The following is a 21,997-nucleotide window of genomic DNA, read 5'->3' on the forward strand; positions in this document are numbered from 1 at the left end:
CGTTGGTTCGCGGCGCGTCTCGGTTCTGGACTGAGTGGAGCGGAGGAGCGAAGCGGGGGAGCGGAGGGCAAATCAAACACAGCGGAGGGCAAGTTGGACACAGCAGGGCCACGCTTTACCCTGGTGAGCGACCTTATCGGGGATCGGCTAGAGCAGAAGGCAGGACCGTGCAGGACACTCGTGCGACCGACAGCACCGGCACCATCGAAGCCGGGAACGGAGACGTGCCCGCACACCGCTACAACGCCGACCTCGCGGGACGGATCGAGCGCAAGTGGCAGGGCAACTGGCGCGAGCGCGGCACCTTCCACGCGCCCAATCCGGTGGGCCCGCTGGCGGGCGACACCCCGGCCGACAAGCTGTTCATCCAGGACATGTTCCCCTACCCCTCGGGCGCGGGCCTGCATGTCGGCCACCCGCTGGGCTATATCGCCACCGATGTCTTCGCCCGCTACCACCGCATGCACGGCCGGAATGTGCTGCACGCCCTGGGCTATGACGCCTTCGGTCTGCCCGCCGAGCAGTACGCGGTGCAGACCGGCGCGCATCCGCGGGTGACCACCGAGTCGAATATCGCCACCATGCAGCGGCAGCTGGATCGCCTGGGCCTGGGCCACGATCGCCGCCGCTCCTTCGCCACCACCGATCCCGAGTACTACAGGTGGACGCAGTGGATCTTCCTGCGCATCTACAACGCCTGGTACGACGAGAAGCTGGGTAAGGCCCGTCCGATCGAACAGCTGATCGCGGAGTTCGAGGCCGGGGAGCGTACGGCCGAGGGCCGCGCCTGGGCCGAGCTGACCGCCGCCGAGCGCAATGCCGTGATCGACTCGTATCGCCTGGTCTACCAGACGGATTCGGTGGTCAACTGGTGCCCGGGGCTGGGCACGGTGCTGTCCAACGAGGAGGTCACCGCCGACGGCCGCTCCGAGCGCGGCAACTTCCCGGTGTTCCGCAAGCGCCTGTGGCAGTGGATGATGCGCATCACCGCGTACTCCGACCGCCTGGTCGACGATCTGGACGAGCTGGACTGGCCGGAGAACGTGAAGGCCATGCAGCGCAACTGGATCGGGCGGTCCCGGGGCGCGCAGGTGAAGTTCGAGGCGAACACCGCGGCGGGCGGGGTCGACACCATCGAGGTGTTCACCACCCGACCCGACACCCTGTACGGCGCGACCTATGTGGTGCTGGCCCCCGAGCACGAACTGGTGGACCGGCTGACCGCCGCCGAGTACGCCGCGGGCACCGATCCGCGCTGGACCTTCGACTCCGCCAACCCCGCCGAAGCCGTTGCGGCCTACCGCAAGTCGATCGCCGCCAAATCGGATCTGGAGCGGCAGGAGAACAAGGAGAAGACCGGCGTCTTCCTGGGCTCGTACGCCACCAATCCGGTGAACGGCGCGCGCGTGCCCGTCTTCATCGCCGATTACGTGCTGAGCGGCTACGGCACCGGCGCGATCATGGCGGTGCCCGGCCACGACCAGCGCGACTGGGAATTCGCCACCGCCTTCGGCCTGCCCATCGTGGAGGTCATCTCCGGCGGCGACATCTCCCAGGGCGCGTACTCCGGTGACGGCCCGCTGGTGAACTCCGGTGAGCTGGACGGCATGGACGTAGAGGCCGCCAAGGCCGCCATCATCGAGCGGCTGGAGGCCGACGGCCACGGGCACGGCAAGATCCAGTACAAGCTGCGGGACTGGCTGTTCGCGCGGCAGCGCTACTGGGGTGAGCCCTTCCCCATCGTGTACGACGAGGACGGCCAGCCGCACGCGCTGCCGGAATCCATGCTGCCGGTGACGCTGCCGGAGATCGAGGACTTCGCACCGGTCACCTTCGACCCCGACGACGCCGACTCCGAGCCGTCGCCGCCGCTGGCCAAGGCCACCGACTGGGTGCACGTGGAGCTGGATCTGGGCGACGGCCGCAAGCGGTACCGCCGCGACACCAATGTCATGCCCAACTGGGCGGGCAGCTCCTGGTATCAGCTGCGCTACGCCGACCCCACCAATGCCGAGGCGTTCTGCGCGCCGGAGAACGAGCAGTACTGGCTGGGACCGCGTACCGCCGAACACGGCCCGAAGGATCCGGGCGGCGTGGATCTGTACGTGGGCGGTGTCGAGCACGCGGTGCTGCACCTGCTGTACGCGCGCTTCTGGCAGAAGGTGCTGTTCGATCTGGGTGACGTGTCCGGCTCGGAGCCGTACCGCCGCCTGTTCAACCAGGGCTACATCCAGGCGTACGCCTACACCGACGAGCGCGGTGCGTACATCCCGGCCGCCGAGGTGGTGGAGCGGGACGGAAAGTTCTTCTGGACTCCGCCCGCGGCGGACGGGGAGATCGAGGTCTTCCAGGAGTACGGCAAGATCGGCAAGTCGCTGAAGAACGCCATCTCCCCCGACGAGATGTGCGATCTGTACGGTGCCGACACCTTCCGCTTCTACGAGATGTCCATGGGTCCGCTGGACACCTCGCGGCCCTGGGCCACCAAGGACGTCGTCGGCGCGCACCGCTTCCTGCAGCGGGTGTGGCGACTGGTGGTGGACGAGGAGACCGGCGCGGCCAAGGTCACCGACGCGGAACCGTCCGGCGAGACGCTGCGACTGCTGCACAAGACCATCGCCGGGGTGGACGACGACTACGCCAACCTGCGCGACAACACCGCGGGCGCGAAGCTGATCGAGCTGACCAACCACCTGACCAAGCACTACCCCAACGGCGCACCGCGCACCGTGGCGGAACCGCTGGTGCTCATGCTGGCCCCGATGGCCCCGCATATCGCCGAGGAACTGTGGGAACGCCTGGGCCACACCACCGCCCTGGCCCACGGCCCCTTCCCGGTCGCGAATCCCGCACTGCTGGTGGCGGATTCGGTCGAGTACCCGATCCAGGTCAACGGCAAGGTCCGCTCCCGCGTCTCGGTCCCCGCCGACGCCGACAACGCCGCCGTGCAGGCGGCGGCCCTGGCGGACGAGAAGATCGCGGAACTGCTGGGCGGCAAACAGCCCCGCAAGGTGATCGTGGTGCCGGGCCGCCTGGTGAACGTGGTCGCCTGACAGGGCGAACGCCACCGCTCGCGAGTCACGTCCGGTGGCGCTGTCGTCGGAGCCGCCGGTGCCGACCGGCAACGTCAAAGACGCTGTGCCGACCGGTAATCCGCCGGTGATCGCCCGTGCAGGCGCTTGAAAGCGCGGGAGAAGGCGAACTCCGAGGCGTAGCCGACGCTGTGTGCCACGGCCGCAACGGAATCGGCGCTGTCTCGGAGCCGCCGGGCGGCCAGTTCCATGCGCCAGCGGGCCAGGTAGGCCAGCGGCGGTTCGCCGACCAGGGCGCTGAACCGCCGGGCGAGGGTGGCGCGGGAGACGCCGACCTCGGCCGCGAGTTCTTCCACGGTCCAAGGGCGAGCGGGGCTCTCGTGCAGCAGCGCCATGGCCTTCGCGATCTCCGGATCGCGCAATGCCATGAGCCAGGAGGCCCCGTCCTCGGCGCGGTGCTCGGTCCACACCCGCAGCGCCTGCACGAACAGCACATCGACGAGCCGGTCGGTGACGGTCTGGGTACCGGGCCGGTCCTCACCGATCTCGGCGGTGAGCATGCGCAGGGTGTCGGCGAGTTCGCGTCCGGCCGCCGATTGGTCGGCGGGCAGATGCACCAGCGGCGGCAGCAAGCGCATGAGCGGATGCGCCGGGTAGGCGTCGTAACGGTAGGAGCCGCAGACGATCCTGGTCTCGCAGCCGTCACCGGGCAGCCGGATGACGCGCTGGCCGGGCGACGGCGCGATCCGCTCGAACGGCAGCAGCGGCACCTCCGGTGAACTGCACAGGGCATGCCCCGAACCCATGGGCAGCAGCGTGAAATCCCCCGCCGCCAACTGCACCGGCCGCTCGCCGGGCAACCGAATCCAGCAGCTGCCGCGCACCACGGCGTGGAAGGCGGCCTTGGGCATATCGTCGAGCTGAATGCCCCAGGGCGCGGCCGCCCACAGCTGCGCGGTCACCGCCCCGCCGACCTTGGTTGCCGCGAGTACATCGGTGAGCACATCCATGCGGCTCATCATATGAGACGATCTGCTATGTATCAGCGCTTCTTGGTCATGGTCCGTGCAGACCACTCCGCATAGCGTCTACGCCATGGGAAATACATACGCGGAACAGGTAATTCGCATGTACGAGCAGATGCGTGGCACGGTGCCGGAGGAGCTGGTCGCCCGGCTGCATCGCAATGCCGAAAAGCTCAGCCCACTGGGCGACAAGGCCCTACAGGTGGGTGACCGAGCGCCCGATTTCACCCTCCCGGGCGCGACCGGCGCGGACTTCACCCTTTCCGACGCCCTGCGCTCCGGACCGGTGGTGCTGACCTTCTACCGTGGCAACTGGTGCCCCTACTGCAATCTCGAACTGCGCGTTTTGCAGTCCAGGATCGACGACTTCCGAGCCCTCGGTGCCCGCCTGGTCGCCATTTCCCCACAGTCTCCTGATGATTCGCTCTCCATTGCCGAGAAGCACGAGCTCGACTTCGACGTGCTCTCCGACGGCGGCAATCGGATCGCGGCCGACTACGGGCTGCTCTTCACCGTGGACGAGGCGATCCGCGCCGACTATCTGACCGTCGGCGCGGACCTCTCCGCCGGAGACTGGGAGCTGCCCGTCCCCGCCACGTATGTCATCGGCCCGGACGGCACTGTCGTCTACGCCTTCACCGACGGCGACTACCGCCAGCGGGCCGAGCCCGAGGACATCCTCACGGCGCTGCGTCAGCACTTCTCCCAGTAGCCCGGGCGCTGGCGGCCGACGTCCGCGGTCGCCCGTGTTCATCGAGCGGCCGCGGCACCCGTCATACCGGGGGCAGCAGCACGTCGTTCAGGGTGACCATGGACAGGTTGCGTTCGCGAATGATGTCGGTGAGCTGGCCGTAGCAGCGGGTGACCGGGGGGAAGTTGGCGTGGCCGATGACGATCGACTGCGGCTGGAAGTACTTGTGGGCGCATTCGATCAGGTACTGCTCGGTGATCAGGCCGGAATCGGAGAGGGAGCCGTACCACATGACCGGGACGGTGTAGCCGAGGTCGGCGGCGATGCGGTCGACGGCGGCATTGTGGCGGCCGAAGGGCGGGCGGTAGTACGGGGTGCCGTCGACGCCGAAATTGTCGCGGAGGAAGGTTTTGGCGCGTTGGAGCTGAGTGGCGGCGGCCGAGGCGGAGACGGCGGTGAGGTCGGCGTGGTCCCAGGTGTGGTTGCCGAGCTGGATCTGACCGGATTCCACCAGGGGGCGCAACGTACTGCGGTGTTCCATCCAGGAGTCGTAGTACGCGGTGACGAAGAAGGTGAAGCGCGCGCCGGTGTCCCGCGCGAACCGGATGTACGCGCCGACCACCTCGGGGCTCGCGCCGTCGTCGACGGTGAGCGCCATACTGCTGCCCGGGCCGGGCAGCGCGGTGATGGTGCCCGCCGGAATCGGGGTCCGGGGTCCGGTCGGCGGCGCGGGCAACGGTCGCGGGGCGGCCGGGGGCGGCGCGGGCACCGCCGGAATGTCGCCGACCCCGAGTTCCGGTGTGCCGCTGTGGGCTCGGGTGCAGCCGGTCAGGGCGTAGGCGGTGCCCGCGGCGAGCAGTCCGAGCAGGTTACGTCGGTCCATACGCGTGATCACTCCGAAGTATCGAGCCATCCCCAGCAACCCCACAGTTATAGCCGTGATCGGCTCTCGACCGTGAGCAACGCGCGGCACGTGCGGCAGACCGCGCCGGTTGCGCGACCCGAGCGGCGCCGGTCGGACGGCAACGCGGCGGCACTGCGCACGCCGGGCTCGCCGCGTGTGACGGGGCTCGCGCGCGACGGACTCGCGCGGAACGGACTCGCGTGTAACGAACTCGCGTACAACGGACTCGCATGCGAATCGGCTGCTGCGACACATCCTCGGCGACATCACCGCATGCACTCGACCGGAAGCCGAGCCGCGACACGCTCCGCGCGTGGCACTGCGCACGCCGGGCTCGCCGCGTGTGGCGGGCTTGTGTGTGGCGCGCAACGGACTCGCATGCGACGAGCTCGCGTGCAACGGACTCGCGCGCAGCGGTCGCGGCAGGGATCAGCGCGGGATCGGGCGGAGCACGATTTCGGTGGGGTGGGCGTCGCGCGGGGTCTCGATGGCATTGCGCACCGCGCGCGCCACGGTCGAGGGCTCCAGGAACTCCCGCGGCTGGTAGTCGCGCCCCTCCCCCGCCACGATCTCGCGCTGCATATCGGTGTCGATGCGGCCGGGGTGCACCGAGGTGACGCGCAATGCGGTCTCCTCCAGTCGCAGTGCGTCGGCGAAGGCGCGCAGCCCGAATTTGCTCGCGGCGTACACGCCCCACCCGGCGTTGGCACGCAGTCCGGCACCCGAATTGATCAGCACCACATGCCCGTTGGCGGCGCGCAGGGCGGGCAGCAACACCCTGGTCAACTCGGCGACCGCGATCAGGTTGGCCTCCAACGTATTCCGCCACTGCGCCACCGAGGAATCGGCTATGGTGCCGAGGTCGGCGACCCCGGCATTGTGGACCAATACCTCGAGCCGCTCGATCGGTTCCGCCGCGCGGGCAACAGCCTCGTAGTCGGTGAGCTCCACGGGAAATCCGGTCGCACCGGTCAATTCGCTCAGAATCGGAGCGAGCGACCGCTCGGTGCGCGCGCCCAGCATCAACCGATGCGTGGGCGCGAGTTCGCGCGCGACGGCCGCCCCCAACCCCCGGCTCGCGCCCGTGATGAGCGCCGTCGGACGGTTGTCGCTGCTACTCGTGTCGGAGGTGGCCATGCGACCACCGTAACGGGGATGGACAGCGGGCGATGATCCCGGGCGACGGCACCGACGGCCCACCGCGAATGAGCGCGGGGGCCGCGGCGACCGCCGTGAACTACGAGCTCCGCCGCGTGTGCATGTCCATTCGCTCCAGACGAAGGCCGACAAGGGTGAACGCTGCCGAACCCGAACCATCCCCCGATCACACCCCCGAACACCACGTCCACCGCGCATACCTGCCGGTGCCGTCGCAGAATAGGGCGATGACACATCCCGGGTTCACGCCCACTCAGCTCGCGGCCCGCGCCGCCTATCTGCTGCGCGGCAACGATCTGGGCACCATGACCACCGCCGCGCCGAAGCTCTATCCGCACATGTGGAGCTGGGACGCCGCCTTCGTGGCGGTCGGCCTGGCCCCGCTCAGCGTGGAGCGGGCCGTGGTCGAGCTCGACACCCTGTTCTCGGCGCAATGGCGCAACGGGATGATCCCGCACATCGTGTTCGCCAACGGCGTGGACGGGTACTTTCCCGGCCCCGCCCGCTGGGAGTGCCGACGGCTGGCCGCCGACGCCCCCGACGGCCCGGACACCTCGGGCATCACCCAGCCGCCCGTGCACGCCATCGCGGTGCAGCGGATTCTCGACCATTCGCGCCGCCACGGCCGCAGCACCCGCGCGGTCGCCGAGGACTTCCTGCACCGGCGCTGGCCCGACCTCATGCGCTGGCACCGCTGGCTGGCCTACGCGCGCGACCCCAAGCAGCACGGGCGCATCACCATCTATCACGGCTGGGAATCCGGGATGGACAATTCGCCCCGCTGGGACCGCGCCTACGCGAACGTGGTGCCGGGCGATCTGCCGCCGTACCAGCGCGAGGATCTGCACGTGGTGGACGATCCGACGCAGCGGCCCTCCGACCGCGAGTACGACCGCTACATGTGGCTGGTCGAGCAGATGCGCCGAGCGGGCTACGACGACTACCAGCTGGCGTCCACCATGAGCTTCGCGGTGGAGGACGTGTTCGTCACCGCCATCTTCTCGCTGGCCTGCGAGGTGCTGGCCACCATCGGCGACGACTACCGGCTGCCCAACGCGGACGTACGGGAGCTGTACGAATGGGCCGACTACTTCCGCGCGGGCGTCATCGCCACCACCGATGCGCGCAGCGGGGTGGCCAAGGACTTCGATCTGCGGGCCGACCGGTGGATCGAGACCGAGACCCTGGCCGTCTTCGCGCCGCTGCTGTGCGGCGGCCTCTCCCGCGACGCCGAGCGGCGGTTGCTGCGGTTGTTCGAGGGGCCGCGCTACTGCGGCCACCCCGATCTGCGCTACGCACTGCCGCCCTCCACCTCACCGGTGTCCAAGGACTTCCGCCCGCGCGAGTACTGGCGCGGCCCGGTGTGGCCGGTGATGAGCTGGCTGTTCTCGTGGGTGTTCGCCCGCCGCGGCTGGGCCGAGCGGTCCTTCATGCTGCGTGCGGAGGGCCTGCGCCAGGCCGGTGACGGCACCTTCTCCGAGTACTACGAACCGTTCACCGGCGAGGCACTGGGCAGCATGCAGCAGTCCTGGACGGCGGCCTCGGTGCTGGACTGGTTGGGCTGAGCACGCGGCGCTTTGTGGCGAATTCGTAGCGAACACCACAGCGGAGCTTCGCATGAGATGCGTCACAGGCGCTCTACTGTCGAGCGGCATGGACCGGAACCACCCGCTCGTGGCCCGCACCCACCTCGCCGCCGCCCTCGCGCTGGCCGCCCTGCTACCGCTGAGCGGTGCGGCGGCCGCCGCGCCGCACGGCCCCGACGTCTCCTCCTGGCAGCATCCGGGCGGCAGCGGCATCAACTGGTTCGCGGTCCGCGCCGCCGGACACCCCTTCGCCATGGTGAAGGCCACCGAGGGACTGAGCTATGTGAACCCGTACTTCGTGCCGGACAGTCTCATTATGCGGGCGGCCGGAGTAGCCCGGGGCACATACCATTTCGCGCGCCCCGCGCTGCCGCCCGAACCGCAGGCGGTCTTCTACTCGACGGTGGTGCTCGGACAGAACGGCCCGCTGGATCTGCCCGCGGTGCTGGACCTGGAAGACTCCGGCGGATTGCCGCCCGCCGCGCTGATCGACTGGACCCGCCGCTACCTGAACACCGTCGAGGCGCTGACCGGTCGGCCGCCGATCATCTATACGGGCGTGCACTTCTGGAAGACGGCCATGGCGAATTCCACCGAGTTCACCCGCTATCCGCTGTGGATCGCGGACTACCGCGGCAATGCCGCGCCCGAGGTACCCGGCGGCTGGCCTACCTGGACCTTCTGGCAGTACACCGATTCGGGCAGTATCTCGGGCATTCCGGGCCCCACCGATATCAACGTATACAGCGGAGCCCAAGGCGATCTCGGAGCTTTCGCACGGATGCCGGGCAGCGGCAGCGCGGGCGGATAGCGAACCCGCGCCGCCGGCCAGGCATCGAGAGCGTCGGACACCGACATTTCAGATGCCGATACCTCAGACGCCGATATTGCCGCCGCCCTGCCTCCACACCGCCACGACCGCGGGCCGGGGCTGGGCGGTCCCGCCGTCGGGCCAGTGCGAGGCGGGGTTCTCGACGGAGGCGTCGTCGACCTCGCCCGGATGCTGGACGCTGACCAGCACGCGCTGATCGGTCACGATCGGGCCGCAGGTCTCCGCGCCCACCGGCACGGTGAGGAACTGCTTGGTCTCACCGCGCCGCTCGCCCTCGAGCGTGACGGCGAAGAGGCCGTCATTGGACTTCAGGGCATTACCGTCGGTGGAAATCCACAGGTTGCCGTGCGGGTCGAAGGCCAGGTTGTCCGGGCAGGAGATGGGACTGACCTTGGACTTGTCGAAGCCCGCGAAATAGGTGTCGGCGACGGTGGGATCGCCGCAGACCAGCAGCAGCGACCAGGTGAACGCGGTGCCGGTGTGGTCGTCGACGAGTTCGAGGACCTGACCGTTCTTGTTCTGGTTGCGCGGGTTGGCCTCGTCGACGCCGGGCTTGCCGTCGGTGCCGCGCTTGCTGTTGTTGGTCAGCGCCACGTACACCTTGCCGGTCGCGGGGTTCGGCTCGAAGTCCTCGGGACGGTCCATCTTGGTGGCGCCGACCTTATCGCCGGCGAGCCGGGTGAAGACCGCGACCTCCTCGGCGCTCATGCCCTCGACCAGCGACTTGCCCTTGCCGTCCGCGCCGGTCTCCAGCAGCGGAATCCACTGGCCGGAGCCGGTGAAGCCGTTGTCCGAGGGCACCTTTCCGCTGCCGTCGATCTGATCCGGGTGGTCGCCGGTCAGTTTCGCGACGTACAGCGTGCCCTCGTCCAGAATGGTCATATTGTGCTTGCGCGCCGCAGCGGTGTTGCCCTGCTGAATCTTCTTGGCGGAGACGAACTTGTACATGTAGTCGAAGCGCTCGTCGTCACCGGAGTACGAAACCACGGTGCCGTCCGGGGTGACGTAGACGGTCGCGGCCTCGTGCTTGAACCGGCCCATGGCGGTGTGCTTGACCGGGGTGGAGGCGGGATCCCACGGGTCGAGCTCGACCACCCAGCCGAAACGGTTGGGCTCGTTGGGTTCCGCGGCCAGATCGAAGCGCTTGTCGTAGCGCTCCCAGCCGCGCGGCTCGTTGTTGTCGCCGCCGATGCCGTAGCGCTCGCCGCGCTCCTTCGCGGTCGGGTCCGCGAATTCACCGGCGAAGTACTGGTTGAAGTTCTCCTCGCCGGAAAGAATGGTGCCCCAGGGGGTTACGCCGCCGGAGCAGTTGTTGAGGGTGCCCGCGACCTTCAGCCCGAAGGCGTCGGCGGAGGTCTTCACCAGATCGCTGCCCGCGGCCGGGCCGGTGAGCTGGAACTCGGAGGTGGCGGTGATGCGGCGGTTGTACTTGCCCATCACCGGGGTGAGCTTGCCGGAACCGGCCTCGCCCTCGACCTCGACCACGGTGAGACCGTGTGCGGCCCATTCGATCTCGACCTGCTCGCGGGTCGGATTCTTGTCGTCGTAGCCCGCGAACATGAACGGGCCGGTGGTGTACTCGTGGCTGGCCACCAGCAGGTAGCCGTTCTCCTGGCCCTCGATGGGCAGCAGCGCCGAGAAGTCGTTGTTGTAACCGAACTGCTTGGCCTGGGCCGCGGCGGTCTGGTTGGCGAAATCGAACTGGGGCGCGTCGGGCAGCACCGGATCGCCCCAGCGGATCACGACGCCCTGCTCGTAGCCTTCGGGCACGGTCACCGCGTCGGCCTTGTTGGGCGCGACCGGGGTGAAGTCGGTGCCGGTCCCCGTGCCGGGGCTGGTCTCGGCGGCGTTCTGTACGTCGTCGCCGTCACCGCAGGCGGCCAGCAAACCGGCCGTGCCGGTCGCCAGCACCACCGCCGCGCTGCCTTGGAGCATGCGGCGGCGCGACATGGAGGCCACGATGTCGCCGAAGTATTCTCCGGCGGACTTGTTGGGAACCTCGTGGGCGCAAGCATTGCCGCACTTGTAGCGGCAGGTGACGGCGGCGCGCGACGACGCGCCGTCATGCTTCACGAAGAGGGCGAGGGGTTTCAACACTGCATGCTCCCGGGATCGACTTGTCGGGCGCACCGTAACCAGGCCAGAAGAGCCGGAGGAGACGAGCAGATGAACAACCGACCAATTAGGTAGCCCTTAGTTTGCCGGGAGGATGCGGCACACCCTCCCGCCCCCTAGAGCACCTGGGAGAGGAACTGCCGCAACCGCGGCGTCTCCGCGCTGTCGAACAGCTGGTCCGGCGTGCCGGTCTCCACCACCTGCCCGTGGTCCATGAAGACCACGCGATCGGAAACCGAACGGGCGAAACCCATTTCGTGCGTGACCACGACCATGGACATACCGTCGCGCGCCAGGTCGGCCATGAGGGCGAGCACACCCTTCACCAACTCCGGGTCCAGCGCCGAGGTGGCCTCGTCGAAGAACATGAGCTGCGGTTTCATGGCCAGCGCGCGGGCGATCGCCACCCGCTGCTGCTGTCCGCCGGACAGATTGGCCGGGCGCACATCGGCTTTGCCGGACAGCCCGACCTTCTCCAGCTGTTCCAATGCCAGCGTGCGCGCCTGCTCCTTGGACAGCCCGTGCAGCTTGCGCGGACCCAGCTCGATATTTTCCGCGACCGTCTTGTGCGGGAACAGGTTGAAATGCTGGAAGACCATGCCGATCTGCTGGCGCAGCTTGTCCGGATTCTCGGTGAGCACCGACTTCCCGTCCAGCAGAATGTCGCCCTTGTCCGGCTCATGCAGCCGGTTGAGCACCCGCAACAGCGTGGACTTACCCGAACCCGAGGGACCGATCACCGTGGTGGCCTTACCCGCGTCCACATGGATGTCCACCCCGCGCAGAATGTGCGTGCGGCCCAACGTCAAATGCAGCCCGGTACCAGTCAAAGAGGCACTCATGCGGCTGTGTCCTTTCGAGCATGAGCGGAGCGCTCCGTGGTTACGCTCCGCTGCCTCCTCCGCGCCTGACCGCTCATGCTGCTGTGTCCTTTCGAGCATGAGCGGAGCGCTCCGTGGTTACGCTCCGCTGCCTCCTCCGCGCCTGACCGCTCATGCGCCCCGTCCTTCCGTGATCACGGCCTGCTCGACCGGGTCGATCGGATCTTCCTTGCGGCCGGTGCGCAACCGGCTGTCGATGTAGTTCACCAGGTGCGTGAGCGGCACCGTCAGCAGCAGATAGACCAGGCCAGCCGCCACCAGCGGTGACAGATTTCCGGTCTGCGCGTTGAGATCCCGGCCCACCGCGAACAGCTCCCGCTGCGAGGCCAGCAGACCCAGGAAATAGATCAGCGAGGAATCCTTGATGAGCGCGATGAACTGGTTCATGAGCGCGGGCAGCACCCGGCGCACACCCTGCGGAATCACCACCAGCGTCATGGACTGCCGATAGCCGAAGCCGATGGCGCGGGCGGCCTCCAACTGCCCCGGCTCCACCGACTGGATGCCGGAGCGGAAGATCTCGCCGATATACGCCGACGACAGCAGCGCCAGCGCCACCGCGCCCAACCAGTACGGATTGTTGCCCGTGATCTCCTTGACCACCGGCCCCACCCCGAGACCGATGAGCAGGATGATCACCACCGCGGGCAGGCCGCGGAAGATATCGGTGTAGACGCGGGCGGGCCAGCGCAGCCAGCGGGTGCGCGAGATGCCCGCCACCGCGAGCAGCATGCCGATGGCGGTGCCCAGCACGCCCGAAACCACCGCCAGGATCAGGGTATTCGGCAGGCCCGTCTTGATCAGGTCGGGGAACGCCTGCTTGTACAGCTCCCAGTCGAAGAAGGTGTCCTTCAGCTGCCGCAGCGTCGACTTCGGCTCTACCCCACCGTTATCGGCCCGGTTGTCCGCGTTCTGCGCGGCGATGGCGGCGAAGTCGGGCAGCTCCGGCAGCGGCGCGGCCTTGGAGCCCGGCTTCCAGCCCGGCGGCAGTTCGCGCGGCACCCAGTCCTCGTAGAGCTTGGCGTAGGTACCGTCCGCGATCACCGCGTCCAGCCCGGCATTGAGGGCGTCGATCAGCGGCTGGTTGTCCTCGCGCACCGCCCAGGCCGCGAAGTTGTTGAGGCTGAAGGTGTTCTGCGCGATGGTCGTGGCGTCGCCCGGCTTGATCGCGCCCACCGCCTGTGCGGACGGAGCCACCCAGGCGTCGATCTGACCGGACTTCAGATTCGCGTACGCGGTGTTGTAGTCCGGGAACTTCACCGGGTCCAGGTGCAGTTCGTTGACGACGTACTCGTCCTGCACCGTGCCCTGCACCACGCCGACGCGGGTGCCGCTGTTCAGGTCGGTGAACGATCCGATGGCGCTGTTGCTCGGCACCACCAGCGAGAAGTAGCCGAAGTCGTAGCCGTTGGTGAAGCCCACCAGCTGACGGCGTGCGTCGGTGGTGGTGATGTTCGAGGAGCCGACGTCGAAGCGCCCGTTGGCCACCTGCGCCAGCAGACCCGCGAACTCGGTCCCGGTGAATTCGATCCGCAGGCCCAGCTTGGCGGCGACGGCCCGCAGCAGTTCGTTGTCGAAGCCGGTGAACGCGCCCTGGGAGTTGACGCAGATACTGGGCGGCGCGTCCGACAGCGTGCCGACGCTCAGCTTGCCCGGCGTGAGGAGTCCCAGTCGCGTCAGGTCGATGCTGTCGAGCGGTTGCACGTTCGGCGTGGTGTAGCGGTCCGAGGACGCGCCCTGCTGGCCGGTCGACAGTTTCGGCGGCAGCGCGGTGGCGGCGGCGGGCCCCGGGGGCGAACACAGGTCGTTCTCCGGTGCGGCGGCGCTGGGCCCGGTGCCCAGCGCCAGCATTCCGGCGAGTGTGACCAGCAACACCCCTGCGACCGCCGTCATGCGAGGTCGCCGCCCTGTGGGCCGGGACCTGACCGTGCGCAAGCAAACCATGACGAAACACCCTAGTCGGGGCGATTCGGCACACCAGAGTTGCGGTCAGCCCGCGCCCAACGGTGTCAGGCGATACCCGCCACCGACTCGGGATTGAACTGATCGCGCCAGCGGATGGCCTGCTCGACGGTGCTCAGGTCGTAGTCGGGGCCGTCCGTACCCACGGTGAACAGGGTCGCGCCCGCCGCGACGAAGGCGGGGGCGGAGTCCACGCCCGGCCACTCCACCGATTTCTCGATCGCGCCCGCGTCGGTGCCGACCTCGGCGCAGTGGTCGGCCAGAATGCCGGTCTTGCGCTTCAGCACCTCGAGGTCGGCGAAGCTGTGCCAGATATCGGCGTACTCGGCCACCAGCCGCAGCGTCTTCTTCTCACCGCCGCCGCCGATCAGGATGGGGATATCGCGCACCGGCTGCGGATTCAGCTTGGCGAGCCGGTCGGCGATGCGGGCCATCGACTCCTTGAACAGGGCCAGACGGCTTCCGGCCGTGCCGAATTCGTAGCCGTACTGCTCGTAGTCCTTCTCGAACCAGCCCGCGCCGACGCCGAGGATGAGGCGGCCGCCGCTGATGTGGTCCACGGTGCGGGCCATATCGGCGAGCAGATCGGGATTGCGGTAGCCGCCGCCGGTGACCAGCGCGCCGAGCTCCACCCGCTCGGTCTGTTCGGCGATCGCGCCGAGCATGGTCCAGCACTCGAAGTGCGCGCCCTCCGGGTCGCCGTAGAGGGGATAGAAGTGGTCCCAGTTGAAGACCACGTCGACCCCCAGATCCTCGGCGCGGCGGACGGCGTCGCGGATCAGCCCGTAGTCGGGCGCGTGCTGTGGTTGCAGTTGGACTCCGATACGAACCGGTCGGCTCACGTGGCACTCCCTAGTCGCGGCATGGACTATCCGTCTCGCTGTCCGAGGCTACCGATCCGGAGATGTGTCCGCCGCTTCAACGCGGCGGCGTTCACTCACAGGAGAACCCGCGCCCGCACACTGCCCGTCGCGGTCCGGACGCCTAGGATGTCGCGGACCCTCTACAACGGATCGTCCGGCACGTTCCTGCCGGTGAAGGGATGTAATTCCAGATGGCTACGGTCACCTTCGATCGCGCCTCCCGGGTGTACCCGGGTGCGGTCAAACCCGCTGTCGACGCCCTGGACCTGGAGATCGCCGACGGCGAGTTCCTGGTGCTGGTCGGCCCCTCCGGCTGCGGGAAGTCCACCTCGCTGCGCATGCTCGCCGGATTGGAGGAGGTGAGCACGGGGCGGATCCTCATCGGCGACAACGACGTCACGCACGCCGAGCCGAAGGAACGCGATATCGCCATGGTGTTCCAGAACTACGCGCTCTACCCGCATATGAGCGTGGCGGAGAATATGGGCTTCGCGCTCAAGATGGCGAAGGTGTCCAAGGAGGAGCGCGCGCAGCGGGTGCTGGAGGCGGCCAAGCTGCTCGACCTGGAGCCGTATCTGAACCGCAAGCCCAAGGCGCTCTCCGGCGGCCAGCGCCAGCGCGTCGCCATGGGGCGTGCCATCGTGCGGCAGCCGCAGGTGTTCCTGATGGATGAGCCGCTGTCGAACCTGGACGCCAAGCTGCGGGTGCAGACCCGCACCCAGATCGCCCAGTTGCAACGTCGCCTCGGCACCACCACCGTCTATGTCACGCACGACCAGGTCGAGGCCATGACCATGGGCGACCGGGTGGCGGTGCTGAAGGACGGGCTGCTCCAGCAGTGCGCCTCGCCGCGCGACCTGTACCGCGATCCGGCCAACCTGTTCGTCGCCGGATTCATGGGTTCGCCCGCCATGAACCTGTTCACGCTGGCCGTCGAGGGCGGCGCGGTGCACTTGGGTGGGCACCGGCTGCCGCTGCCGCGCACGGTCGCCGACGCCAGCGACGGCAGCGTCGTGGTGGGCATCCGGCCCGAGCACTTCGAGATCGCCGGTTCCGCGAACGGGCTGAGCAAGGAAGCGGACGGGATCACCATGGAGGTGGACGTGGTCGAGGAGCTCGGCTCCGACGCCTACGTCTACGGTCGCGCCCTGGACAAGAGCGGCAACGAAACCATTGTGGCGCGGGCGGATTGGCGCAACCCGCCCGCCAAGGGCACCCGGCTGACGCTCCAGGCCGACCCCGAGCACACCTACTTCTTCGCGCCCGGGGACGGGCGACGGCTGGGCTGAGCGCCGACCCGCCCGCCGGGGCGCGGGCGGGTCATGCACGCCGGAAGCGGGCGGGCCGGGCACTGGGGACCCGGTCCGGTCAAGCTCGGCACTGCCACCCGGTCCGGGCGGGCCGGGCACTCGACCCGGTCCGGTCAAGCTCGGCACTGCCACCCGGTCCGGGCGGGCCGGGCACTCGACCCGGTCCGGTCAAGCTCGGCACTGCCACCCGGTCCGGGCGGGCATGACACCGCGACCGGACGCGGGGATCGGCACCCGGTCGGGGCGCGCCGGGGCACACATGCCGGACGCGACAGGCGATATCGCGAAGTGGCGACCGAGCGTCGGCGGCGGGTGGGCACGCCCCTTTCGCAGCCCCGACGTGGCGCACCGCCGTCGCGGGCCGGGACGGCGGGGTCGGCATGTCCGTCGGGTTTCCCGCGGCTGCGGTCAGGAGGCGGCCGTGGTCAGGAGGCCGGTGGCAGGCGGCCGTGGCGGCGCAGCCAGTTCTTGTTGACGCGCACGCGCAGGTGCTCCGGGGCGACCTCGTTGCCGGAGGCGCTGACCAACTCGACGCGGACCGGCTCGCCCGTCGTGTCCTCGAGGCGCTCCAGCGGCGGGGTGCCGTCCTGGAGGTACTTGTCGCCCCACTGCCACAGCGCGACCACCGCGGGAATGAGGTCCCAGCCCATCGGGGTGAGCACGTATTCGTGCCGGGTGCGTTTGCCCTCTTCCTGGTAGGGGCGTTTCTCCAGCAGCCCGGCGTCGGTGAGTTTGCGTAGCGCGCTCGCGGCCGCGGCATCGGTGATGCCCACGCGCGCGGCGAATCCGTCGAAGCGGCGGGTGCCGTAGTACGCCTCGCGCAGGATCAGGATCGCCGAGCGGGTGCCGACGATGTCGAGGGCCTTGGCGATCGAGCAGCCCTCGGGTTTCCATGCGCTCAGATCCCTGAGCGGTCCTTCCAAGACGAACGACATGACGCTCATCATACTCTCGCTGACTTGCCTCAACTATTGCCAGCTCCTAATCTGGCTTTAGGGCGGTTGAGCCAGCCGCCGGAAGGTCGGCCGCGACGCAGCGGCCTATGCGAAGGAATCGCCATGAGAGACGCAGTCATCGTCGAAGCCGTCCGCACCCCCGTGGGCAAGGGCAAGCCCACCGGAGCCCTGCACGACGTGCACCCGGTCGACCTGCTCGCGCACAGCCTGCGAGAAGTGGTGGCGCGCAGCGGCATCGACCCCGAACTCATCGACGACGTGATCGGCGGCGTGGTCACCGCCGTCGGCGAGCAGGGTTCCAACCTCACCCGCCGCGCCGCGCTCGCCGCCGGATACCCCGAATCCGTACCCGCCACCACGGTCGACCGCCAGTGCGGCAGCAGTCAGCAGGCCATCCACTTCGCGGCCCAGGGCGTCATCGCGGGCGCGTACGACATCGCCGTGGCCGCGGGTGTGGAGTCCATGAGCCGGGTTCCCATGGGAGCCAACCTGATCGGCGCGCAGGACATCACCGGCATCGCGTTCGCCGAACGGTACCCGGAGGGCCTGGTCCCGCAGGGCATCAGCGCCGAACTCATCGCCGCCCGTTGGAATCTCGGCCGCACCCAGCTCGACGAGTTCGCCCTGTCCAGCCACGAAAAAGCCGCCCGCGCAACCAAAGACGGATCCTTCGACGCCCAGCTGGCCCCACTGGCCGGACTCACCGCCGACGAAGGCATCCGGGTGGGCAGCACCCTCGACACCCTCGCGGGCCTGCGCCCCGCCTACCACAGCGAGGCCATGGCGGCCCGCTTCCCCGAGATCTCCTGGAACATCACCGCCGCCAACGCCAGCCAGATCAACGATGGCAGCTCCGCGGTGCTCATCATGACCAGCGAACGAGCCGCCCAGCTCGGCCTGCGTCCCCTCGCCCGCGTCCACAGCTTCGCCGTCGCGGGCGACGACCCCCTGCTCATGCTGACCGCCGTCATCCCCGCCACCCGAAAGGTCCTGCACCGAGCCGGACTCCAACTCTCCGACATCGACCTCTTCGAGGTGAACGAGGCCTTCTCCTCCGTGGTCCTGGCCTGGGCCCACGACACCGGAGCCGACCTCGCCAAGGTCAACGTCAACGGCGGCGCCATCGCCATCGGCCACCCCCTCGGCGCCTCCGGCGGCCGCCTCGCCACCACGCTCGTCCACGCCATGCACGACCGCGGCGCCCGCTGGGGCCTGCAAACCATGTGCGAGGCAGGAGGTCTGGCCAACGCCACCGTCTACGAACGGATTCGGTAGTCGAGCACCGTTACCGCCCCGGTGCGTCGCCGCTACCGGCGACACCTCGCCACGCCCACCGGTAATTCGACCGATGCGGGTACCGATAGGCCCACTCATACCGTCGTCCTCGTGATGACAGCGACCGCATCCGCGGTGAGCACGCAGAGGAGATGACGATGAGCGAGCATGTCGATCAGGCAGTGGATCCCGCAGTGGCCGCATTGGATCGGCTGGTGGGGACGTGGCGGGTCACCGGGGGTGCGGTGGGAACCGTCACCTACCGCTGGATGACCGGGCGGCGGTTCCTGATCCAGGATGTGGAATTGGAGCAGTACGGGGAACGGATCGTCGGGATGGAGGTGATCGGGCGGGAGCGGCCCTTCGGAGCCGAGGAACCCAGCGCCGACATCAAGAGCAGGTATTACGGCGACAAGGGCGAGACGCTGGATTACGTGTACGAGATGGACGGCGACGCGCTCACCATCTGGGCCGGGGAGAAGGGGTCACCGGCGTATTTCCGGGGCTCGTTCGACCCCGCCGGTGACGTGATGGACGGGGCCTGGGTGTACCCCGGGGGCGGCGGCTACGACTCCACCATGACCCGCGTCGGCCAACGGTAGACCGAGGGCGCGCCGGACCTGGACCGCACCGGTCCGGCTTCGCCCCCCGCGAGCGCGGCCGGTTGTTACCGTGCAGTGGTGATACTCGGGCGGGCGGAGGAGTTGGCGCGCATCGAGCGCCTGCTCGCGAACGCGCGCGACGGGCACGGCGGCGCCCTGGTGATCCGCGGTGAGGCCGGGATCGGCAAGACCGCACTGCTCGACCGCGCCGAACGCGCCGCAGTGGGGCTGCGCGTGCTGCGCGGCGTGGGCATCGAGTCGGAGGTCGAGGTCCCCTTCGCCGGATTGCACCTGCTGTTCCACACCTACCTGGATCGACTCGCCACCTTGCCGGAGCCCCAGGCGCAGGCATTGCGCGCCGCCTTCGGCCTGTCCGACCACGATATCGGCGAACGATTCCTGACCAATGTCGCCGCCCTGTCGCTGCTGTCCGAGCTGGCCGCCGACGGCCCCGTGGTATGCCTCGTCGATGACGCGCACTGGTTCGACCGAGCCTCCCTCGACGCGCTGTTGTTCGCCGCCAGGCGATTACGGCAGGAGCCGGTGGCCATGGTGTTCACCGCGCGTGCGGATGTCCCGGACTTCCCGGCCGCCGGGCTGGAGACCAAGGGGCTCGCCGCGCTGGACCGCGTCGGCGCGACCGCACTGCTCGATCAGCGGGCGGGCGACCTGACCGGTCCGATGCGCGCCCGGATCCTGGCGGACGCACGCGGAAACCCGCTCGCCATCATCGAATTCACCGCGGCGATCACCTCGCGCGCGGCGACGGGCAGCACGTGGTCGCTACCCGTCGAGCCGCTGCCCGTGGACAGGCAGGTGCAGGCCGCTTTCAGCGCCAGGATAGGAGCGCTTCCGGAGGCGACGCGGCGGCTGCTGGTGCTGGCCGCGGCCGATGTCACCGCGGATCCGCCGATCGTGGTGCGTGCCGGGGAGCGGGCTCGGACTGAGCGCCGCCGACCTGGAACCGGCCGAGCAGGCCGCCCTCATCGAGCTGTCCGCCCAGCGAATCTCGTTCCGGCATCCCCTGATTCGGACCGCCGCCTACCAGAGTGCGCCCCGCCACTGGCAACTCGACGCGCACCGGAGCCTCGCCGACACGCTGACCGGGGCCGACTACGCCGACCATCGCGCCTGGCATCTGGCCGCGGCCACCATCACCGTCGATGAGACCGCCGCCGCCACCCTGGAGCAGGTGGCCCGGCGTGCCGCCCGACGCGGCGGGACGGCCGCGGTCGCGCACGCACTCGAACGCAGTGCCCGGCTGAGTCCCGATCCGGAACAGCGCAGCCGACGACTCGCCGCCGCCGCTCGCGCGGCCTATGACGCCGGAGCCCTCGACCAGGCCGCCGACTGCGCGCGCACCGCAGCGGAAATCGCCACCAGCGGAACCGTTCTCGCCGACCTCAGCTGGGTCCGAGCCCAGATCGCCTACGAGCGTGATTCGCCGACCACCGCCGCCGCCCTGATGCTGGCGGGCGCGGCACCGATAGTCGACACCCTGCCGCGGCAAGCGGTCTCGATGCTCACCGACGCCATCGGATGCGCCAAGGACGGCGGCGCGCACGACCTGGTGAGCCGTGCCGCGCGACTGCTCGCCGACGTGCGGCTCGCACCGGACGATCCGCTGCGGCCGGTGGTCGACGGCATGATCGGCGTTGGCGAGTTGTTCGACGGCCGCGCTCGCTCGGGCACGGCCGGTATGCGTCGGCTGATATCCGCAGCGCGCGAGGGACGCATGCCCGGCATGGTGGAGCGGGTGCTGGCCGGATATCTGGCGCTCATCATCGACGATCGGGCCGCCACCGAGATACTGGAGGCGCTGGTCGCCGATACCCGCCGTTCGGGTGCGCTCGGCTGGCTCCCCTACGCCCAGGAGCCGCTGGCGATCGCGCTGCTGCTCCAGGGGCGCTTCCGCGACGCGGAAACCGTTGTCACCGAGGCACTGTCGACGTCGGCCGAACTGGGCCAGCACACCCAGGCCCTCATCATGTCCGCCATCCCGGCGTGGCTGGCGGCGGTGGCGGGCAACGCCGACAGCTGCCGCACCCACGCCGCGACCATGCTCCGTGACCGGGCTCGGCATCCCACCAATGCCGCCCTCGCCACCTGGGCGCTCGGTCTGCTCGACCTCGGTCAGGGCCGATTCGACACGGCCACGGAATATTTGGAGTCCGTCTGCACCGGGCCCGGTCGCCGGGACTTCCTGGTTCGAGCCATTCCGGATCACATGGAGGCGGCCATCCGCGGCGGCCGGACGGCACAGGCGGATCGGCACCTGCCCGCACTCACCGAGTGGGCCGAGCACACCCGCCGGCCGCAGGCCGACGCGCTGGTGCAACGCTGCCTCGCCCTGTCGGCGACGGACGACCCGGAAAAGTGTTACGGCACCGCCCTTCGACTGCACGCGGAGGGCGAACACACCTACGACTACGCACGCACCGCACTCCTCTACGGCGAATGGCTGCGCAGGCAGCGCCGCCGCACCGAGGCCCACACCCACCTGTCCGAGGGGTCGCGCATCTTCGAGCGACTCGCGGCCACCGACTGGGCGGACCGAGCCCGCGCCGAACTGACCGCCCTCGGTGACCGCCCGGTCGCCCGGCCGCACGATCACGACCCCGCGGCTCGCCTCACTCCCCAAGAGCTGCAGGTGGTCCGGCTCGCCGCGGCCGGACTCAGCAACCGCGACATCGCCGCCCAACTGTTCCTCAGTCCCCGCACCGTCGGCCACCACCTCTACCGCGCCTACCCGAAGCTCGGCATCACCAAGCGCACCGAACTCGTCCGATTCACGCTGTGACACCG

General features: G+C 69.2%; 17 protein-coding genes. 9 read left to right on the plus strand and 8 right to left on the minus strand.

Features of this window, described 5'->3' with window-relative positions; all coding sequences use genetic code 11:
• Positions 1-167 precede the first annotated feature (167 nt).
• The gene (gene leuS, locus QJS31_RS26460; RefSeq protein ID WP_306358000.1) at positions 168-3,053 is read left to right on the plus strand and encodes a leucine--tRNA ligase; all 2,886 of its coding nucleotides are present in this window, start codon (positions 168-170) and stop codon (positions 3,051-3,053) included.
• A 74-nt stretch (positions 3,054-3,127) separates the two neighbouring features.
• Here the strand turns inward: leuS and QJS31_RS26465 are convergent, their stop codons facing one another.
• Positions 3,128-4,042, minus strand: a complete 915-nt coding sequence (locus tag QJS31_RS26465; protein WP_306358001.1) for an AraC family transcriptional regulator — start codon at positions 4,040-4,042, stop codon at positions 3,128-3,130.
• Between the two features lie 85 nt (positions 4,043-4,127).
• On the opposite strand from QJS31_RS26465, the gene QJS31_RS26470 reads away from it, so the two are divergent.
• Positions 4,128-4,769, plus strand: coding sequence for a peroxiredoxin-like family protein (locus QJS31_RS26470; RefSeq protein WP_282780302.1), 642 nt, complete (start codon positions 4,128-4,130; stop codon positions 4,767-4,769).
• Positions 4,770-4,830: 61 nt separating this feature from the next.
• Here QJS31_RS26470 and QJS31_RS26475 read toward each other — a convergent pair whose 3' ends face one another.
• Together QJS31_RS26475 and QJS31_RS26480 are read right to left on the minus strand one after the other, a co-directional pair.
• Positions 4,831-5,631 (minus strand): polysaccharide deacetylase family protein, encoded by an 801-nt coding sequence (locus tag QJS31_RS26475; RefSeq protein WP_282780300.1) that lies wholly within the window; start codon positions 5,629-5,631, stop codon positions 4,831-4,833.
• Between the two features lie 450 nt (positions 5,632-6,081).
• Positions 6,082-6,789, minus strand: a complete 708-nt coding sequence (locus QJS31_RS26480; protein WP_306358002.1) for an SDR family oxidoreductase — start codon at positions 6,787-6,789, stop codon at positions 6,082-6,084.
• Positions 6,790-7,037: 248 nt separating this feature from the next.
• Here QJS31_RS26480 and QJS31_RS26485 point away from each other — a divergent pair, with 248 nt between their 5' ends.
• Together QJS31_RS26485 and QJS31_RS26490 are read left to right on the plus strand one after the other, a co-directional pair.
• Complete coding sequence (locus QJS31_RS26485; protein ID WP_306358003.1) at positions 7,038-8,375, plus strand: glycogen debranching protein; 1,338 nt, start codon at positions 7,038-7,040, stop codon at positions 8,373-8,375.
• An 88-nt stretch (positions 8,376-8,463) separates the two neighbouring features.
• Positions 8,464-9,207 carry a glycoside hydrolase family 25 protein gene (locus QJS31_RS26490; protein ID WP_282780295.1) on the plus strand — a complete coding sequence of 248 codons (744 nt, stop codon included), beginning with the start codon at positions 8,464-8,466 and terminating at the stop codon, positions 9,205-9,207.
• Between the two features lie 63 nt (positions 9,208-9,270).
• Here QJS31_RS26490 and QJS31_RS26495 read toward each other — a convergent pair whose 3' ends face one another.
• From QJS31_RS26495 to QJS31_RS26510, 4 genes are all read right to left on the minus strand, one after another.
• Positions 9,271-11,322: a PhoX family phosphatase gene (locus QJS31_RS26495; protein ID WP_306358026.1), complete on the minus strand. Its 2,052-nt coding sequence runs from the start codon at positions 11,320-11,322 to the stop codon at positions 9,271-9,273.
• A 137-nt stretch (positions 11,323-11,459) separates the two neighbouring features.
• Complete coding sequence (locus QJS31_RS26500; protein WP_195147511.1) at positions 11,460-12,185, minus strand: amino acid ABC transporter ATP-binding protein; 726 nt, start codon at positions 12,183-12,185, stop codon at positions 11,460-11,462.
• A gap of 150 nt (positions 12,186-12,335) precedes the next feature.
• On the minus strand, positions 12,336-14,168 hold the full coding sequence (locus QJS31_RS26505) for an ABC transporter substrate-binding protein/permease (protein WP_372341711.1): 1,833 nt from the start codon (positions 14,166-14,168) through the stop codon (positions 12,336-12,338).
• A 65-nt stretch (positions 14,169-14,233) separates the two neighbouring features.
• Positions 14,234-15,028, minus strand: coding sequence for an LLM class F420-dependent oxidoreductase (locus QJS31_RS26510; protein WP_306358004.1), 795 nt, complete (start codon positions 15,026-15,028; stop codon positions 14,234-14,236).
• A gap of 212 nt (positions 15,029-15,240) precedes the next feature.
• Between QJS31_RS26510 and QJS31_RS26515 the strand changes: the two genes are divergently transcribed.
• Positions 15,241-16,338: an ABC transporter ATP-binding protein gene (locus QJS31_RS26515; RefSeq protein WP_306358005.1), complete on the plus strand. Its 1,098-nt coding sequence runs from the start codon at positions 15,241-15,243 to the stop codon at positions 16,336-16,338.
• Positions 16,339-16,784: 446 nt separating this feature from the next.
• Here the strand turns inward: QJS31_RS26515 and QJS31_RS26520 are convergent, their stop codons facing one another.
• Positions 16,785-17,306 carry a winged helix-turn-helix transcriptional regulator gene (locus tag QJS31_RS26520; protein ID WP_372341714.1) on the minus strand — a complete coding sequence of 174 codons (522 nt, stop codon included), beginning with the start codon at positions 17,304-17,306 and terminating at the stop codon, positions 16,785-16,787.
• Between the two features lie 111 nt (positions 17,307-17,417).
• On the opposite strand from QJS31_RS26520, the gene QJS31_RS26525 reads away from it, so the two are divergent.
• The 4 genes from QJS31_RS26525 to QJS31_RS26540 all read left to right on the plus strand — a co-directional run bounded on the left by QJS31_RS26525 (position 17,418) and on the right by QJS31_RS26540 (position 21,992).
• The gene (locus tag QJS31_RS26525) at positions 17,418-18,590 is read left to right on the plus strand and encodes a thiolase family protein (RefSeq protein WP_306358007.1); all 1,173 of its coding nucleotides are present in this window, start codon (positions 17,418-17,420) and stop codon (positions 18,588-18,590) included.
• A 158-nt stretch (positions 18,591-18,748) separates the two neighbouring features.
• A complete protein-coding gene (locus QJS31_RS26530; RefSeq protein WP_282785090.1) occupies positions 18,749-19,192 on the plus strand; it encodes a hypothetical protein in 444 nt (147 codons plus the stop codon).
• 78 nt (positions 19,193-19,270) lie between these two features.
• The gene (locus QJS31_RS26535) at positions 19,271-20,359 is read left to right on the plus strand and encodes an AAA family ATPase (RefSeq protein ID WP_306358008.1); all 1,089 of its coding nucleotides are present in this window, start codon (positions 19,271-19,273) and stop codon (positions 20,357-20,359) included.
• Between the two features lie 1,060 nt (positions 20,360-21,419).
• Entirely contained in the window at positions 21,420-21,992 is a 573-nt protein-coding gene (locus tag QJS31_RS26540; RefSeq protein WP_306358028.1) for a LuxR family transcriptional regulator, read from the plus strand.
• Positions 21,993-21,997 lie beyond the last annotated feature (5 nt).

Source organism: Nocardia sp. CC213A (genome assembly GCF_030766805.1).
In the GTDB taxonomy this organism is placed as follows: Bacteria; Actinomycetota; Actinomycetes; order Mycobacteriales; family Mycobacteriaceae; genus Nocardia; species Nocardia otitidiscaviarum.